Raw genomic sequence first — 17,393 nt, 5'->3', positions numbered from 1 at the left:
CATCTTATTCTTTGCAATGGTTGCTCGTGAACATTTAACACCAACAACATTTAATTGTGGTGCCCGGAGGCGGAATCGAACCACCGACACGAGGATTTTCAATCCTCTGCTCTACCGACTGAGCTATCCGGGCAACGGAGCGCTATTAAACGGATTTTCCTGCATTGCGTCAACCACTTTTTTTAAATAATTTCAAAAAAGTGTTCGTTCGGATGCTTTTTATTCAACTGTCATGATGAAGTTTACTGAGCGTTAAATTCCTTTTTGAATTTTGTGACTTTTTCTAAGTAACGTCGAGATTCACTATTGGGATGTTTTTTGGTCAGAGCCCAGTAGACTTGATTCGGCTTGAGTGAATTTAAATCTCTCATCGCTCGTTGTCTATTGCTCGAATGAAATGTATTTAGAACACCGCCAGTGCCACCGTTGTAAGCTGAAATCATACTGTATTCTAGAGACGTTGGATTCTTCACCTCTTTTAGGTAGCGATTTTTTAGCAAGTAAAAGTAAGCCGTGCCAGTATCGATGTTGTTCTCTGGATTAAATAAATATTCAGGTGTTGGTTGGCCAGAACGTTTTTTGACTAATTTGAATACATCTCGCCCAGCTGTTTTAGGGACCACTTGCATTAATCCGTAAGCATTGGCCCAGCTCACAGCGTAAGGGTTAAAGCTGCTTTCAGTTTTGATGATGGCGTAGATAAGGTCTTCAGGTATGCCGTATTTTTTCGATGCTCTTTGCACTATATCTGCATACTGATAGCTGCGTTGAGAAAAATGGTCCTCAACCATTGGTATTTGAACGTAATAAGCTTTTTTAAAATCTACTTGCTTTGTTTTGATTTTATTTGCGATTAAGTAATCAGCGAAACGATTGGCTCGCCATGTCCATTGAATTGGCTTTTGGTCTTGATCCACGACTTGTTTATAGAGAAACGGCTGACCTTCCAGTTTGATTTCTTTTGAAGAAAATAAATCGACATTGGCGGGATCGTCCGGAGTTAATACGGTAGTGATGATCGCATTCTTTAGGTGTTTTTGAGGCTCTGTTGAAGAAACGGTTTCAATGGTGATTAATCCTTTTTGAAAATCGACTTCCGCACGACTTAAGTAATTATCAATGTACTTAACGTAGTTGCTTTTACCTGCAAACTTAATTTCACGTTGCCCCCAGCGTTTTTTGATATTTCCTGAAAAGCTGCTGATCAGGGTATCTAATGCTTCGGTATCTTTTTCGTATTGGCCGGGCAGTTCGGCAAGGTTGACCGCAAAACGGTTAGTTGGCTCGTAATTCACGTCATAGAGTTGTTCAACGAATTCTCGACTACAGCCAGTAAGAAGTAAAGTTGCAGCAATAAAAGCAATTCTTTTCATAGATCTTTTGGAGGGTCATAAAGGACGATGTGAGAAATGACGCCGTATCATCTACGGCGGCATCATGATGAGAAGGGGGGTTACTCACTCGGAGGTGTGTAGCCTTCAATATGAACTTCCTTGCCTTCAAAGAGGAAGTTCACCATTTCAGTTTCGAGAAGCTTGCGATGCTCTGGATCCATCATGTTGAGTTTCTTTTCATTAATCAACATGGTTTGCTTGTGTTGCCACTGGCCCCATGCTTCTTTTGAAATGTTATCAAAGATGCGTTTACCGAGTTCACCTGGGTAAAGTTGAAAGTCGAGGCCTTCAGCTTCTTTGTTTAGTCGAGCACAAAAAACAGTACGGCTCATAGTGATTCCTTATAAGTAATTAACGAAGCTCGTGAGGCAGGGCTTCCAGTAGTAATTTTACTGGTGCTGCTAAACCGATGGCTTCAGGTTTAGATAAGTTATACCAAAGACCAGAGTTACCTTCCATGACCATATTGGGTTGCTTGGATAATTCAATCAAAATGGGCGTGATTTCGAGGTGGTAATGGCTGAATGTATGACGAAAAGTAATCAATGTCTGCTGACGCTCAATATCGGCTTCTTTGATACCTCGTTGTTCAAGCAAGTGCTCGATATCACTCTCTTGCTCGACATGATCGGTTTGCGGGAAGCAAAATAACCCTCCCCAAATCCCCGTTTGTGGCCTTTGTTCTAGCCAAACCTCATCACCAGATTGGTCTTTATAATGCAGCATGACGAATCGGGTTTGCTTTATTGGTTTGTCTTTTTTGGGTTTTTTCCCTGGGTAATCGAGTACATTCCCCTGTTTATTTGCAGTACAAAGTGTGCTCACAGGGCATAGGGTGCACTTGGGTTTACTACGGGTACAGACCATTGCCCCCATGTCCATCATCGCTTGATTATATTTATCAACATCAATGTGCGGTGTATGTTGCTCAGCGATTTGCCACAATTGGTTTTCTACTTTTTTTTGTCCTGGCCACCCTTCGACAGCAAAACATCGGGCAAGAGTACGTTTGACATTGCCATCTAAAATCGCGTGCGGCTGTTTGTGCACAGAAGAGAGAATGGCAGCAGCAGTAGAACGACCAATACCAGGCAAAGCATTCATTTGCTCTATATCGAGAGGGAATTCTCCCTGGTGATTTTGCACGACTTCTTGAGCGGCTTTGTGAAGATTGCGTGCTCGAGCATAGTAGCCAAGCCCAGTCCACAGGTGCAGCACTTCATCTTGCTTGGCATTGGCAAGGTCGGCAACGGTTGGGAATCGTTCTAAAAAACGCTGATAGTATGGAATGACGGTAGCAACTTGAGTTTGCTGAAGCATAATTTCAGATAGCCAAACGCTATAAGCAGTTTTATTTTGCTGCCACGGAAGCGTTTTTCTGCCATAAGCGTCATACCATTTTAAGATGGCTTGAGTGAATGAGGTCACGACTTGCTCTGTATTCTATTCTTTATTGGTTAGGCGTAAAATTGCACCACAAATAGTAGTGTAAGTAAAACAGATAAACTGTAGGGATATTGATTCTCAATGGTGTGATTGTTTGACCGTTAATGGCGAATGACTAAACAAAAACTTGCACCTAAGTGAATTCTTTGGATAATCCCCGCTTTGATTAATCAATGTGCAGGCAAAATCAATGAGTGAAGTAACCACTAACGAGTACAACGAAGACGGTAAAATGATCCGAAAAATTCGCAGTTTCGTGCGTCGTGAAGGCCGTTTAACGAAAGGCCAAGAAAATGCGATGAATGAATGCTGGCCAACGATGGGAATCGATTACAAAACGGAACTTCTTGATTGGAAAGAAGTCTTTGGTAATGATAACCCAGTTGTGCTTGAGATCGGTTTTGGTATGGGTGCTTCATTGGTTGAGATGGCAAAGAATGCGCCAGAGAAAAATTTCATTGGTATCGAAGTGCATAGCCCAGGCGTTGGTGCTTGTTTGGCGGATGCTCGTGAGGCTGGCGTTACTAACCTACGGGTGATGTGTCACGACGCAGTGGAAGTTTTTGAGCATATGATTCCTGATGCGAGCCTAGCAACGCTGCAGTTGTTTTTCCCTGACCCTTGGCATAAAAAGCGTCACCACAAGCGTCGTATCGTACAGTTAGAGTTCGCTGAAATGGTTCGTCAGAAGCTTATCCTTAATGAAGGTATCTTCCACATGGCGACTGACTGGGAAAACTACGCTGAACACATGATTGAAATCATGAATCAAGCTCCAGGATTTGAAAATATTGCTTCAGAAGGTGATTTTATTCCTCGCCCTGAAGAGCGTCCATTGACCAAATTTGAAGCTCGCGGCCATCGTTTGGGTCATGGCGTGTGGGACATTAAGTTCAAAAGAACGGCGTAAGGAGTCAGTTGATGTACCATTACGCGATATTAGCGAATCCGGGGCATAACCGAATTTACTTTGATAGCGCTATGACCATTGCATGTTCTGAGCTAAAGGCAATATTAGTATCGGAAGGCGTGCAAGTTGAGGAGATCGGCAACAAAGATGTGGGGCTACCTGCGGCACTTGTGTTCTCTTGCAACACAGAGTTGAGTGAAGCTCAGGCTGGTAGGATTGCCGCATCGTCTATCTATTATGCGCTATTTGAAGTGTGTGCAGATGGCTTGCTACGTCCAATTAAGGCACCTGCATTCAATACTTTCCCTGAGAGCATGAGCCAGATCTTGCGTTATACGGGTAAAACAAACGAGCAGTTTACGCGTTTGATGGTGAACCTAGGCGTCAGTGCTGCTAACACGGGCAGTGCGCAATTAACGCTGATGGATCCTATGTGTGGTAAAGGTACAACACTGTTTGAAGGTTTGATCCACGGTTTGAATGTTGTGGGTGTTGAGATCAACCAGAAATGGGTTCAAGAAATCCAAACTTTCATCGTTAAGTTTATGAAAAATGGTCGCTTTAAACACAAGGTGAGCAAAGAAAAGCGCACTTCTGGTGGTAAAAAAGTCGCCGATGGTTTTGTCGTTGAGGCCGCTGCAGATAAGAACGATTACACCAAAGGTAATGTTCAGGTAATGAAGCTGTACTCGGCAGATACGCGTATTGCTGACCAAGTGGTTAAGAAAAACTCGGTTGATGTGATGGTGTCTGATTTGCCCTATGGTGTGCAACATGGCAGTAAAAATGCCAAAGACAGCAAATTAAATCGCAGCCCACTAGAGCTTTTGCAAGAAGCATTACCCGCATGGAAAGTGGTATTGAAGAAGCAAGGTTCGGTCGTATTATCCTTCAACGAATTTACCTTAAAGTGGAAAGATGTGGCGGCATTATTTGAAGAACAAGGGTGGCAGGTTTTGTCACAAGAGCCTTACATTGGTTATCTTCATCGAGTCGATCAGTCGATAAACCGAAATATTATTGTGGCCATCAAGGCATAACTAACCGTCGCCTGAATGACCGCAGAGTAAGCCAGCGTCCGCGTTGGCTTTTTTTTCCCCTCTGAACCTAAATGACAAGAAGATAGAAAATGAAACCGACAGCAAAAATTTTGACAGATATTCTGGCGGAAGTTCGTCCTTTGATTGGTCAAGGTAAAGTGGCCGATTACATTCCTGCTTTGAGTAAAGTGGCGAACACAAAGTTAGGTATCGCTGTTTATACAAACGACGGTGAGGTGATTCAAGCGGGAGATGCACAAGAGCCTTTCTCTATTCAATCTATCTCTAAAGCGCTAAGTTTGACTCTCGCAATGTGCTTATATAAACAAGAAGAGATTTGGTCTCGAGTAGGAAAAGAGCCATCAGGGCAAGCATTTAATTCATTAATCCAGTTGGAGATGGAGCAAGGTATTCCGCGTAACCCATTTATTAATGCTGGTGCCATTGTGGTGGCCGATTTACTGCAAAGCCGTTTATCAGCCCCGCGTCAACGCTTATTAGAATTTGCTCGTCAGCTTTCAGGTGATACTCATATTGTGTATGACAAAGTCGTTGCGGCATCGGAAATGATGCACGGTGATCGCAATGCTGCCATTGCTTACTTGATGCGCTCATTTGGTAATTTTGATAATGAAGTACTCCCTGTACTCCAAAATTATTTTCACGCCTGTGCACTTAAAATGAGCTGCGTGGATCTGGCTAAAACATTCAGCTATTTAGCCAACAAAGGCACATCTGTACATACGGGTAAACAAATAGTATCAGCAACGCAAACAAAGCAGCTGAATGCGTTATTGGCTACTTGTGGTTTGTACGATGGCGCCGGTGAATTTGCTTATCGTGTTGGTATGCCGGGGAAATCTGGCGTGGGTGGCGGGATTATTGCGATTGTCCCAGGTGAAATGACGATTGCCGTTTGGTCACCAGAGCTTGATCCTTCTGGTAACTCTCTTGCGGGCACAAAAGCACTGGAGTTACTTGCTGAACGTATTGGTCGTTCGATTTTTTAGAATAAGGGAGCCTGATGCTCCCTGTTCGATTCTTTTACTGCTCTTCTTCCACCATAAATGCTTCTAGAAGATCATTGAGAAACAGTTTGCCTTTCTCGGTAATCTTCCAATGATGGTCTGTTTCGCTTAGGTAACCCATTTCAATTGCCCAATTAATGGTGCTCTGAATGGAACTTAATGGTAGACCAGTTGTATCAACATAATCTTGCTTAGGACATGCTTCCATAAGTCGAAAGCGATTCATAAAAAATTCAAACGGACGATCTTCATCGGCGACCCATTGTTCGTTATCGAGATAGGGTTTTACCATATTCTGGTATGCCATGAGGTAGCCACGAGGGTGTTTGATCTTAGTGGTTCGAATAATACGACCATCAGCAAAGCTCAGTTTACCGTGAGAACCACAACCGATACCAAGGTAGTCGCCAAAACGCCAGTAGTTAAGGTTATGCTGACACTGATAACCAGGTTTACTGTATCCCGAGATCTCATATTGAACGTAACCGGCTGCTGCAAGTTTTTCATGACCTTGTTCGAAAATATCCCACAAGTCATCATCATCAGGAAGAGTCGGTGGTTTGTAGTAGAACATGGTGTTTGGTTCAATGGTGAGCTGATACCAAGATAGGTGTGGTGGATCCAACTCGATGGCTTTGTCTAAATCCGCCAGAGCCTGTTCAATACTTTGATCAGGTAGACCGTGCATTAAATCCAGATTAAAGCTGTTTAAACCAATCTTATGAGCTAAATGCGCGGCGTTCACGGCTTCATCTTGGCCATGAATTCGGCCTAATCGTTGCAGCTTTTGCGGTTCAAAACTTTGTACACCGATCGAGATGCGTGTTACCCCTGCTTTTTGATAGCCTGCAAAGCGCTCTGCTTCAATTGTACCTGGATTGGCTTCCATGGTGATTTCGATCTCAGGCTTGAATGGGATACGAGCTTCGATGCCTTTAAGCAGTCGTTCGATGCCTTCGGCTGAAATCAAACTGGGTGTCCCACCACCGATGAAGATCGAATGCAGTGGGCGGGGGGCATCATTGAGTTGATATTTATCAATGTCGCTGTCCAAATCTTCAAGAAGGGCATTGATGTAGGCCTCTTCAGGAATATCGGCTTTGAGCTCGTGAGAGTTAAAGTCGCAATAAGGGCACTTTTGTACACACCATGGAATGTGGACATATAAACTCAGTGCTGGTGGCATTAACATGATCGATTCACTCGTCATTACTGAAAGGTTTGTTCAGACAGTTGAGCAAACAACGACTTGAGGGCTTTACCGCGGTGAGACAATTGTTTCTTACGTGCAGGTTCAAGTTCGGCTGACGCGCAGTTGTCCTCTGGCACAAAAAAGATCGGGTCGTAGCCAAAGCCATTCTCGCCATGAGCCTCTGTCAGGATGCGACCTTCCCATTTACCATGGCAAACAATCGGTGTTGGATCGTTCTCGTGGCGCATTAAAACCAAAACGCAGTGAAAGCGGGCAGTCCGTTCTGTTTCAGGTACGCCTTCCATCGCTTGTAGGAGCTTTTCTAAATTCTCTCTATCTGAGGCTTGTTCACCAGCGTAACGTGCTGAGTAAATACCGGGTGCCCCCTTTAAATAATCCACTTCTAATCCAGAATCATCGGCAATAGCAGGTAGGCCTGTTTGCTGAGCTGCGTGGCGAGCTTTAATGATGGCATTTTCAATGAAGGTAGTGCCCGTTTCTGCAACTTCAGATACGTTAAATTCACTTTGCGCCAATACATCAAAGCCAAAGTTTGACAAAAGATCTGCCATTTCTCTCACTTTGCCCTGGTTGCCTGTTGCTAGCACTATCTTTTTCATGATTGTCTCTTTCTGTAGCGATTAGGGAAGAGCGTCTTGCTCTCCCTAGTTAAATAGGTTGGAGTGCTCCATAGCTTCTCAAGGTTAATGAGACTTTCGGATGCTAAATTGGGTTTTTGGAGATGCAACGCTTTTGACCTACTGCAACCCAATTACTCTTCGACATAAAAGGTTTGGGTGAATTTTAACTTCCCAGTGCCTTTATTACCTGCATTAATGTCGATATCGAAGGTAAACGTTTCTTCATTGGTAATCGGTAATTGTGCCAAGTAATAGATAGCTTTGCCTTCTTTCACGGTTTGGAACGTCAGTTTACGTGTTTGCCCAAGTAAGTTTTTGGCTTCTCCAGTGATACTGGCTTCGATCGCTGGTTTGTTCAACCCTTTATTATCCAGCACACTGATATTCACTACGGCATTGTAACCACTACGCTTAATATCATTGTTACGAGCGATCTCCGGCGTCAGAAAGGTTGAGTTAAATGCAATGTAGTGAACTTCAGCATCTTTGATGGTTTTGAATTGTTCAGCCATGCAGGATAAAGACAATAGGCTAAACACTAGGGCATTAATCCATTTACTCATCAGTATTTCCTCGCTTTTGACTTTATAGTTGCAGCCAAATTGGGCCAATTAGATCGCCCATTAGGAAGTTGGCAAACTGTAAGGCAATAAACAGCACAAGCACACTTAAATCAATGCCTCCCATTGCTGGGATGACACGACGGATGGGAGCAAGCATAGGCTCTGTGAGTTGATGAAAAACATATTCGATAGGACTACGGCCTTGGCTTACCCAACTTAGAATCGCACGGATGAGCAACACCCAAAAGATTAAACCACCGGCCGCTTTGATCAGAGACAGTAAGCCAAGGAAGATAAAACTGCTGCTGAAAGCGAAGGCCCCTTTTGATGCGATCAAACTCAGTGACACGAATTTTAGTAAACATAGAGCATAGGCAAATAAGACGGTTGCTAGGTCAATGCTGCCTAAAGGTGGAATGACACGTCGTAATGGGCCGACAACCGGTTGGGTTGCTTTGACAATAAATTGCGAGAATGGATTGTAGAAATCTGCTCGTGCAGCTTGCAACCAAATCCGCAAAATCACGACCATAATGTATAGGTCAAATAGGGTTGAGATGAGAAAACTCATTGAATTCATAAGGCAACCTTAACAAGTAATGATTAACACTAATCGGTCAGTACAACCCAATTAGCCAATAAAATCCATTAGTAATTAAACGAATAAGTAATGAAACGTGCCCGTAATTAGGCCAATTAATCCGTTACGACTTTTGCTGTTGAGACACGGTTTCATTGCTCTATGACTTAAAATAACTGCTCCATTTCTTCAGCACGTTTTACTGTAGCTTGCATGGCTTTAGCGACAATATCAGAGAGTTGGTGCTCATTAAAGGTGCGCAGTGCCTCTGCGGTCGTCCCCCCTTTTGAGGTGACATTTTCGCGTAAGGTAGCCAATTCAGTATTTGGGTTTTCAATCACCATGCTTGCAGCTCCGAGAGCCGATTGCTCAACCAGTAAACGAGCGGTGTCTTTATCAAACCCTTGAGCGATGGCTTCTGCTTGCATGGCCTCCATAAACAGGAAGAAGTAAGCTGGGGCGCTGCCAGCTGCTGCAATCACATTATTAATGCCAGACTCTTGTTCAACCCAGCATACCTTTCCTACCGCTTGCATGAGCTGAGTGGCAAAGTTTTTGTCTTGCTCTGACACACGATTAGGCGCATACAATCCGCTCATGCCTAAACCTAACTGAGAGGGGGTGTTTGGCATCACACGAACTAAATTGAGTTTTGTTGCCAGCATGTCATCTAAACGAGAACAACTGATGCCCGCAGCAATAGAAATAACAAGCTTGCCATCAAAGTTGACGGCTTGAAGTGGTTTACATACTTCGGCCATCATCTGGGGTTTGACCGATAAAACAACAATATCTGCCTCAGAGGCGGCCGCGAGATTATCACTGGTGGTACGGATACCAAAGGTGTGCTCTAAAGGCAAACGTCGAGTCTCTGAGGGGGCTGTTGCGGTTATATTTTGCGCTGGGTAGCCACCAGTAATCAGGCCAGAGACAATGGCTTTGACCATATTGCCCGCTCCGATAAAGGCTATTTTTTTATTTTCCATATACCTAATGTCCAAATCTCAATGGTTAATTATTGTTTTTATACCCAAGCATCTCGACAATACTGAGGCACACATGGCCTAGAGCTTACAGACTAAAGGCGCTTTTGGCTGTAGTCACGTTGGCCAAAAATGGCCGTGCCGATACGAACCATGGTACTTCCTGCTTCAATTGCAGCGGTCATGTCACCACTCATTCCCATTGAAAGCGTGTCGACATCTGGGTAGTGCTGGGCTAATTTTTGTTGTAGTTCTGCTAGCTGCTTAAATGCTTCAAGTTGTGCATGGTAGTCTGAGACGTTAGCAGGAATTGACATCAACCCTCTTAACGTGAGGTTGGGTAAGTGAGAAATCAACTCAGCTAACTCGAACAGTTCGTCGTGATTAACACCGGATTTGGAGGCTTCATTACTGGTATTGACTTGGATCAGGACTTGTAATGGTGCTTTATCAACGGGTCTTTGGTCATTAAGGCGAGTGGCTACTTTTGCGCGATCAATGGTGTGAACCCAATCGAAATGTTCGGCAATAGGGCGTGTTTTATTGGATTGAATTGGCCCGATAAAGTGCCATTCAATGCGATTGTTTGGATAATGGTCGGTAAAATACTGAATTTTATCGACGCCTTCTTGGACATAGTTTTCGCCAAATGCGATTTGTCCTGCTTGATATGCTTCGAGTAAAGCCTCTACTGGCTTTGTTTTACTGACGGCAAGAAGTTGGACAGACTCAGGAGCACGCTGGCATGCTTGCTCATCGTGACGGATTTGAGAGGTGATGTGCTCAATATTTTGTTGAATACTACTCATAACTGTACTTTAGATTTAAGGACTGTAAATGGATATCACTGAGTTACTGGATTTTAGTGTAAAACATAATGCTTCAGATCTACATCTTTCTGCAGGCGTATCTCCTATGGTACGCATTGATGGCGACGTTAGAAAGTTAGGTGTTCCTGCCCTAACACACCAAGAAGTTCATAGTTTGGTGTTTGAAATCATGAACGATGCTCAGCGTAACGAGTTTGAAGAGAAGCTGGAAGTCGACTTTTCATTTGAGTTACATAATGTTGGCCGTTTTCGTGTCAATGCTTTTAATCAATCTCGTGGTTGTGCTGCGGTCTTTCGTGCCATTCCAGGTACCATCCCCACATTAGAATCTTTAGATGCTCCGGACATTTTCAAAAAAATTGCCAATGCAGAAAAAGGGCTTGTTCTAGTAACTGGCCCCACAGGATCAGGTAAATCAACCACCTTAGCTGCTATTGTTGACTACATTAACCGCAATCACAACAAACATATTCTAACGATTGAAGATCCGATCGAATTTATCCATCCAAATATTAAATGCTTGATCAACCAGCGTGAAGTTCATCGAGATACTCGCAGTTTTGCCAATGCGTTACGCAGTGCGTTACGTGAGGATCCTGATGTGATTCTGTTAGGTGAGATGCGTGATAAAGAGACCATCAGTTTGGCATTGACGGCGGCTGAAACCGGGCACCTGGTACTTGGGACCTTACACACAAGCTCAGCGGCAAAAACCATTGATCGGATTATTGATGTGTTCCCCGGCAGCGATAAAGATATGGTGCGCTCGATGCTTTCAGAATCTTTGCGGTCGGTGATTGCACAAAAGCTTTTAAAACGTAACGGTGGCGGTCGAGTCGCCTGCCATGAAATTATGATGGGAACACCAGCGATACGTAATCTTGTTCGTGAAGATAAAATTGCTCAGATGTACTCAATCATTCAAACAGGGGCGGCTTACGGGATGCAAACGATGGAGCAACACGCACGTCAATTGCTGTCTCAAGGCATTGTGTCTCGAGAAGAGGTGGATCAAAAAGTCGAACTTGAAGCACAACACTTCTCATAACCTAAGGACAAAAGTATAAATGGACTTAGATATCTTTCTCGAAAGGATGCGAGATTTAAATGCGTCCGATCTCTATATCACGGTCGGCGCTCCCATATTATTTCGTGTGGATGGAGAACTGCGTCCACAAGGAGAGGCATTAACTCAGCCTGAAGTTGAATATCTCCTTGATAGTACGATGGACCCTGAACGTAGGGCTTCTTTTCGTCGTAGTTATGAATCAAATTTTGCCATCGTGCGAGAAAGTGGTCGTTTCCGAATCAGTGCTTTTTTTCAACGCGAATTACCAGGGGCGGTGATTCGCCGTATCGAAACTAAGATACCGACATTTGAACAACTGCAATTACCGGCTATTTTGCAAAATCTTGCGGTTGCCAAGCGGGGATTAGTCTTGGTGGTTGGGGCGACTGGCTCGGGTAAATCAACCACAATGGCGGCGATGACGGGGTATCGTAACAGCAATAAATCCGGGCATATTTTGACAGTGGAAGACCCTATCGAATTTGTCCATCAACACCAGCGCTGTATTGTCACCCAACGAGAAGTTGGCTTAGATACCGAAAGCTATGAGGTTGCGCTGAAAAACTCGTTACGCCAGGCACCTGATATGATCCTGATTGGAGAGATTCGTACACGGGAGACCATGGAGTATGCCATGACTTTTGCCGAAACGGGGCATTTGTGTATGGCAACGTTGCATGCAAACAATGCTAACCAAGCCTTAGAGCGTATTTTACATCTTGTACCCAGTGATCAAAAACAGCAGTTTCTATTCGATTTATCCATGAACTTAAAAGGGGTGGTGGGGCAGCAATTGATCCGCGATAAAAATGGTCACGGACGTCACGGTGTGTTTGAAATATTGTTAAATAGCCCACGGGTTGCAGAACTGATCCGGAGAGGGGATTTATATGAGCTCAAATCGACCATGGCTCACTCGAAAGAATTTGGTATGCAGACTTTCGACCAATCACTCTATAAGCTAGTTATGCAAGGAAAAATCAGTGAAGAAGATGCGTTGTACAGTGCTGACTCATCGAATGACTTACGTTTGATGCTAAAAACACAACGTGGAGACGGGATATCCTCGGGGTCGTTGACGAATGTTAAAATCACCATGGACTGAGAGAAGTGATACCCAAGCATTTTGAGGTTACTTGGGTATCAATATCTTTGGAATTTTTGGAATCTTTGGAAAGTTGATGACCCGGCAGATACTTATTCTGCCCAAAGGTTTTCAAACCAGCTTTCTAGAATGATGACGGCGGATTGGCAATCAACATTACCTTTTGATAGGGCTTTGTAGCCTCCCATATCAAAGAGTTCAGCGCGAGCTTCTGTGGTTGATAAACGCTCGTCATGCAGTTCAACAGGCAAACCAAAGCGACCTTGAAGGCGATTGGCAAACTTTTTTGCTCTGGGGGTGATTGTTTCAAGCGCTTTGCCGTGTAGGTCGGTGGGTAAGCCGACAACCAGTAAATTAGGCTGCCATTCCTTTATCTGTTTTTCGATATCATCCCAGTTTGGAATACCATCATTGGCTTTAAATGCTTTTAAAGGTGAAGCGGTACCGGTAATTTCTTGCCCGATAGCGCTACCGATACTTTTGGTGCCAAAATCAAAGGCCATAACTGTACGTGACATAGGGTGTTTCGAATCTCAATTAGGTGGAAAATGTAATCTGTTAAACAAACCTATTATGCATGACCTGCGTCTGAGGATAATTGGCTTGGGTTGATACCGAGCTTTTCGACGGCTTTTGTCCAACGTTCAGTAATTGGTGTATCGAAAATGATCTCTGGTGTTGCTTCAATCGTTAACCATGAGTTTTCTGCAAGTTCCATTTCGAGTTGGCCTGGGCTCCAACCAGAGTAACCCAGAGCAACCAGATAATCACTTGGCTCTGCTTCTGTTCCGAGCACAGAAAGAATATCGCGTGATGTGGTTACGGCTAACTCATCGGTCATTTGGATGCTTGATTCATAATAATCTTTCGGTTTGTGCAGGATAAAACCTCGATCTTCTGAAATCGGTCCGCCATTGTAAACGGGCTTATCTAAGCTGTCCTCAAAGAGACGTGGATGCACTGGCTGAACTTCGACCTGTTTAAGCATATTGCCGATCGTAATGTCGACAGGAGCGTTAATCATTAGACCCATTGCCCCTTCTTCATTGTGTTCGCACACATAAATGACTCTATGTTGAAAGTAAGGGTCTTTCATTCCGGGCATGGCAACTAAAAAATAGTTCTTTAGGTTCATTCCATTTCAGCCTTTTTGTTGTCACTCAAGCAAGCGCAGCACTTGTTAAGTTGTGATTACGCCAGCTTAAGCTAATTGATGGGCCTCTCTATTAACTGTACTACAATTTGGCGAGCTGTTCGCCTTTAATACGACGTTCAATCGCATCCATGAGTTTTCCAGTAATAGAAATATCAAAGGCGGCTTCGATTTCGCGAATGCAGGTTGGGCTGGTGACGTTGATTTCGGTCAGTTTATCACCGATTACGTCAAGACCGACAAAGATAAGTCCTTTCTCTTTCAGAGTCGGAGCAACAGCTTGTGCAATCTTCATATCCGTTTCACTAAGAGGTCGAGCTTCGCCTGTGCCGCCAGCGGCTAAATTACCGCGAGTCTCTCCTTTTGCAGGAATGCGTGCTAGACAATAAGGTATCGGCTCACCATCTACGACAAGGATACGTTTATCGCCATTGCTGATGTCCGGCACAAAAGTTTGCGCCATCGCGTAGTTTTGACCGTGGTTCGTCAGGGTTTCGATAATCACTGAGACGTTCGGATCGCCTTCTTTAACACGGAAAATGGATGCGCCACCCATACCATCGAGGGGTTTTAAAATTACATCGCCGTGTTCTTCACGGAAAGCTTTAATTTTTTCTGCTTTGCGAGTCACAATGGTGGTCGGTGTGAGCTCTGGGAACCAAGCAGTGAACAGCTTTTCGTTACAGTCACGTAGGCTCTGTGGTTTGTTGACAATCAGAACGCCTTGCTCTTCAGCTCGCTCAAGAATGTAGGTCGCATAGATGTATTCGGTGTCGAATGGAGGATCTTTACGCATGAGTACAGCATCAAGTTCAGAAAGTTCGATAGTCTGCTCTGATTTGAATTGGTACCAACCGTTGGGATCTTCTTGGAGTTCAACTATTTTGGTGTCGGCGATGGCTTTACCCTGGTCTAGGTGAAGGTCGCTCATTTCCATATAGTGAATTTCGTAGCCACGACGCTGTGCTTCAAGCATCATGGCAAAACTAGAATCTTTTTTGATATTAATGGACGAGATTGGGTCCATTACTATTCCGAGTTTAAGCATTGTATTTCTCCATTTAACCAAGGTCGCCAAAACGAACTTGTAAAGCGGTAATTGCGGTTAAAGCGGCCGTTTCAGTTCGAAGCACGCGAGGACCTAATAAGGTTTCTTCGAATTGATGCTCACGAGTCATTTCTATTTCGCCTGATGATAATCCACCCTCTGGACCGATTAAGAGGCGCACTTTTTCAATCGGAGTAGGCAGCGTGTTGATTGAGTATTTTGCTCGCGGATGTAAATTTAATCTCAAACCGTCGAATGACTCTTGGCACCATTGCTCTAGTGTCATGACAGGGCGGATTTCTGGGATACGGTTACGGCCACATTGTTCACAAGCGCTGATCGCAATTTTTTGCCATTGGGCGAGCTTTTTCTCAAAGCGTTTTTGATCGAGTTTTACACCGCAGCGTTCAGAAATAAGTGGGGTAATGCTGTTGACGCCAAGTTCTACCGATTTTTGGATGGTGAATTCCATTTTGTCACCTCGGGAGACGACTTGGCCAAGGTGCAGATCGAGCGGTGATTCAATGTTATGTTCTACACGCTCAGAGAGCTCAACCATTACACTTTTCTTTGTGACTTGGCTGATGACGGCTGGGAATTCCGCACCACTACCATCAAACAGAAGGACGGCTTGACCTTCTTTCATACGTAGCACTCGACCTATATGGCCAGCGGCATCTTCGCTTAAAGCGAGGGCTCCAAGTTGTTGAATGGTTTCTGGGTGATAAATTCGAGGGATACGCATCGTGTTGTTTTTTCCTGCATACGCGAGTATTGAGACACTAACATGGATGCTTTTTATCGAAAAAACAAGGGGCAGCTAAGGGCTTTCTCTTGAACAACTCGTCCCTTCCTCCATGTCATGGTGAAAGGGATTGGTCAATGTTCGACGTTATCGAAAGCCCTGAAAGAGATAACCGTGCTTAAAGAACCGTTTTGCAAGCGGCTTGTACGTATGGATTATGGTTACCTTGAATGTGTGCAATTCGCTGATCACGCTCGCATTCCCATTTATCAGCAGGATACGTTTTGTTCCAGGCACTCATCAATTGATTTTGTGATTTAGAAAGCTTGAAGCCGTAATGCTTACTCATATACAGGTATGTTCTAGCGATTGAACCACGAGCTCGATCGGGTGGCATGACTCTACGCTGTTTGAAGTTAACTTGCATGTCACAGCGGCCATAGCTTGCGCCATCTTTTCCTTTCCACTGACTGAAGTTGTAGTTAGAACGGTCACCATTCACTTCGCCAATTGCAGGGGTTAGGTTGTGCAAATCCGCTTCCATTAAACGAAATGTTTTGTCGCTACGAGAACAGTTCTTGCGTCCACCTTTTTGCCAACATTGACGTTGATGACCAAATTGCCAAGCTGGCACCACGTGTTCCCACTCTATGCGAGAGGCCCGTTTTTGTTGTTTGCGAATTTGGTATCCACAGGACGAAAGATCTGGAATCCCCTTTTTACCTTGCCATTGGATTTGGCAACCACAGTAAAAGCTGGTGGGATGATCTTGGTAAATTTTGACCGCTTCTCTTTTAGCGGCAGAAAAAGAACTGGGTGGAACGGCAAGAGTTGAGGTTGAGAAAACAAATAGTGATAAATAGAATAGATATTTCATAAGTAAAAGTACTAGAAAAGTATGAAGTTATCCATTCTAACACGCAAAAATCAAATTTTATGCTCGAGAGGGTTGACCTGTTGATATGATCGCTTTTTATAACCAAGTTTTTGGTTTGTTCAATAGGCAAAATACCAAAGGCTGCGTGTTATCAACAACGATTTACCATCAAAAGCGATGACTCATAAAATCTATGAGCCATTAGAGTGAGGGAATTTTTTGGGGGGCTTTAGAGGCCACTCTGGTGTTGCTTAAACTAGGAGAGCTGGACACCGGTAAATGCTAATAAGCAGCGACATTTTTGACAAGAATAAGTCGCTTGATTGCGTTGGACCTTATTATGGCGACGAATTGAAAGCGGGTAGGTCGTACAATGGCAACGGTATTCAAAGGTTTTACCTTGTACTGAAGCAACATCGAAGCTGTGAGTGGTTTTAGCGGGTACCTGAAACACATTCTCCATAATGTTTTGCCATTCTTTACCGTGTGGTTGAACACGACCGTAGATCTGATAAGTGATCAAGTGAGCGACTTCGTGAGGGATCACTTCTTTAAAGAAAGCCGTTGGGTTTTCGTCAAAAAGAATGGGGTTGAGGCGAATTTCATTGCGTTGTAAGTAGGCTTTTCCTGCTGCTTTACCACGAACATTGAAGTGACAAGAAGGCACTGGAAAAGTACGTTTAAATGCTTGCTCAGCTTTGATGACGCAATTGACGATCACTTGTCTGACTTTGTCACTTTGCTGATGTTTCACTCTGTACCTCATTAATCACAAAAAAAGCCCCCGCA

At 44.0% G+C, this 17,393-nt stretch carries 20 protein-coding genes and 1 tRNA gene; 5 read left to right on the top strand and 16 right to left on the bottom strand.

All coding sequences use genetic code 11. The annotated features are described in order from the left end of the window. Positions 1-57: 57 nt before the first annotated feature. The 4 genes from BS333_RS11875 to mutY all read right to left on the bottom strand — a co-directional run bounded on the left by BS333_RS11875 (position 58) and on the right by mutY (position 2,822). Positions 58-133, bottom strand: a tRNA-Phe gene (locus BS333_RS11875). A 109-nt stretch (positions 134-242) separates the two neighbouring features. Continuing rightward, positions 243-1,373 carry a membrane-bound lytic murein transglycosylase MltC gene (gene mltC, locus BS333_RS11870; RefSeq protein WP_021711369.1) on the bottom strand — a complete coding sequence of 377 codons (1,131 nt, stop codon included), beginning with the start codon at positions 1,371-1,373 and terminating at the stop codon, positions 243-245. An 80-nt stretch (positions 1,374-1,453) separates the two neighbouring features. Next, positions 1,454-1,726, bottom strand: a complete 273-nt coding sequence (locus tag BS333_RS11865; protein ID WP_021711370.1) for an oxidative damage protection protein — start codon at positions 1,724-1,726, stop codon at positions 1,454-1,456. A gap of 19 nt (positions 1,727-1,745) precedes the next feature. Continuing rightward, complete coding sequence (gene mutY / locus BS333_RS11860) at positions 1,746-2,822, bottom strand: A/G-specific adenine glycosylase (protein WP_021711371.1); 1,077 nt, start codon at positions 2,820-2,822, stop codon at positions 1,746-1,748. 208 nt (positions 2,823-3,030) lie between these two features. Between mutY and trmB the strand changes: the two genes are divergently transcribed. The 3 genes from trmB (at position 3,031) to glsB (ending at position 5,800) form a co-directional block, all read left to right on the top strand. Further along, positions 3,031-3,750 (top strand): tRNA (guanosine(46)-N7)-methyltransferase TrmB, encoded by a 720-nt coding sequence (trmB, locus tag BS333_RS11855; RefSeq protein WP_021711372.1) that lies wholly within the window; start codon positions 3,031-3,033, stop codon positions 3,748-3,750. Positions 3,751-3,761: 11 nt separating this feature from the next. Continuing rightward, positions 3,762-4,790, top strand: a complete 1,029-nt coding sequence (locus BS333_RS11850; RefSeq protein ID WP_021711373.1) for a TRM11 family SAM-dependent methyltransferase — start codon at positions 3,762-3,764, stop codon at positions 4,788-4,790. Between the two features lie 89 nt (positions 4,791-4,879). Further along, a complete protein-coding gene (glsB, locus tag BS333_RS11845; protein WP_021711374.1) occupies positions 4,880-5,800 on the top strand; it encodes a glutaminase B in 921 nt (306 codons plus the stop codon). 34 nt (positions 5,801-5,834) lie between these two features. Here the strand turns inward: glsB and hemW are convergent, their stop codons facing one another. The 6 genes from hemW to BS333_RS11815 form a co-directional block, all read right to left on the bottom strand. Next, positions 5,835-7,010 (bottom strand): radical SAM family heme chaperone HemW, encoded by a 1,176-nt coding sequence (gene hemW, locus BS333_RS11840; protein ID WP_033004382.1) that lies wholly within the window; start codon positions 7,008-7,010, stop codon positions 5,835-5,837. A 17-nt stretch (positions 7,011-7,027) separates the two neighbouring features. Next, entirely contained in the window at positions 7,028-7,630 is a 603-nt protein-coding gene (locus tag BS333_RS11835) for an XTP/dITP diphosphatase (protein WP_021711376.1), read from the bottom strand. Positions 7,631-7,782: 152 nt separating this feature from the next. Continuing rightward, a complete protein-coding gene (locus tag BS333_RS11830) occupies positions 7,783-8,214 on the bottom strand; it encodes a DUF4426 domain-containing protein (RefSeq protein ID WP_021711377.1) in 432 nt (143 codons plus the stop codon). Between the two features lie 22 nt (positions 8,215-8,236). After that, a complete protein-coding gene (locus BS333_RS11825) occupies positions 8,237-8,794 on the bottom strand; it encodes a YggT family protein (protein ID WP_021711378.1) in 558 nt (185 codons plus the stop codon). 167 nt (positions 8,795-8,961) lie between these two features. Further along, positions 8,962-9,780 (bottom strand): pyrroline-5-carboxylate reductase, encoded by an 819-nt coding sequence (proC, locus tag BS333_RS11820; RefSeq protein WP_033004383.1) that lies wholly within the window; start codon positions 9,778-9,780, stop codon positions 8,962-8,964. Positions 9,781-9,872: 92 nt separating this feature from the next. Then, positions 9,873-10,586 (bottom strand): YggS family pyridoxal phosphate-dependent enzyme, encoded by a 714-nt coding sequence (locus BS333_RS11815; RefSeq protein ID WP_021711380.1) that lies wholly within the window; start codon positions 10,584-10,586, stop codon positions 9,873-9,875. Between the two features lie 28 nt (positions 10,587-10,614). Here BS333_RS11815 and BS333_RS11810 point away from each other — a divergent pair, with 28 nt between their 5' ends. Further along, positions 10,615-11,655: a type IV pilus twitching motility protein PilT gene (locus BS333_RS11810; protein ID WP_021711381.1), complete on the top strand. Its 1,041-nt coding sequence runs from the start codon at positions 10,615-10,617 to the stop codon at positions 11,653-11,655. Positions 11,656-11,674: 19 nt separating this feature from the next. Then, on the top strand, positions 11,675-12,781 hold the full coding sequence (locus BS333_RS11805; RefSeq protein ID WP_021711382.1) for a PilT/PilU family type 4a pilus ATPase: 1,107 nt from the start codon (positions 11,675-11,677) through the stop codon (positions 12,779-12,781). Positions 12,782-12,873: 92 nt separating this feature from the next. On the opposite strand, the gene ruvX is transcribed toward BS333_RS11805, so the two are convergent. The 6 genes from ruvX to BS333_RS11775 form a co-directional block, all read right to left on the bottom strand. Beyond that, positions 12,874-13,299 (bottom strand): Holliday junction resolvase RuvX, encoded by a 426-nt coding sequence (gene ruvX / locus BS333_RS11800; RefSeq protein WP_021711383.1) that lies wholly within the window; start codon positions 13,297-13,299, stop codon positions 12,874-12,876. Positions 13,300-13,352: 53 nt separating this feature from the next. Continuing rightward, positions 13,353-13,916, bottom strand: coding sequence for a YqgE/AlgH family protein (locus tag BS333_RS11795; protein WP_021711384.1), 564 nt, complete (start codon positions 13,914-13,916; stop codon positions 13,353-13,355). 100 nt (positions 13,917-14,016) lie between these two features. After that, the gene (gshB, locus tag BS333_RS11790; RefSeq protein WP_021711385.1) at positions 14,017-14,982 is read right to left on the bottom strand and encodes a glutathione synthase; all 966 of its coding nucleotides are present in this window, start codon (positions 14,980-14,982) and stop codon (positions 14,017-14,019) included. A 13-nt stretch (positions 14,983-14,995) separates the two neighbouring features. Continuing rightward, the gene (rsmE, locus tag BS333_RS11785; protein ID WP_021711386.1) at positions 14,996-15,727 is read right to left on the bottom strand and encodes a 16S rRNA (uracil(1498)-N(3))-methyltransferase; all 732 of its coding nucleotides are present in this window, start codon (positions 15,725-15,727) and stop codon (positions 14,996-14,998) included. Between the two features lie 178 nt (positions 15,728-15,905). Continuing rightward, entirely contained in the window at positions 15,906-16,604 is a 699-nt protein-coding gene (locus tag BS333_RS11780) for an endonuclease (RefSeq protein WP_021711387.1), read from the bottom strand. A gap of 256 nt (positions 16,605-16,860) precedes the next feature. Further along, the gene (locus BS333_RS11775) at positions 16,861-17,358 is read right to left on the bottom strand and encodes a SprT family zinc-dependent metalloprotease (RefSeq protein ID WP_021711388.1); all 498 of its coding nucleotides are present in this window, start codon (positions 17,356-17,358) and stop codon (positions 16,861-16,863) included. Between the last annotated feature and the right edge of the window lie 35 nt (positions 17,359-17,393).

It is taken from the genome of Vibrio azureus (genome assembly GCF_002849855.1).
Taxonomy (GTDB): domain Bacteria; phylum Pseudomonadota; class Gammaproteobacteria; order Enterobacterales; family Vibrionaceae; genus Vibrio; species Vibrio azureus.
Note: the sequence above shows the minus strand (reverse complement) of the source record. Positions and strands in the feature narration are given on the sequence as shown.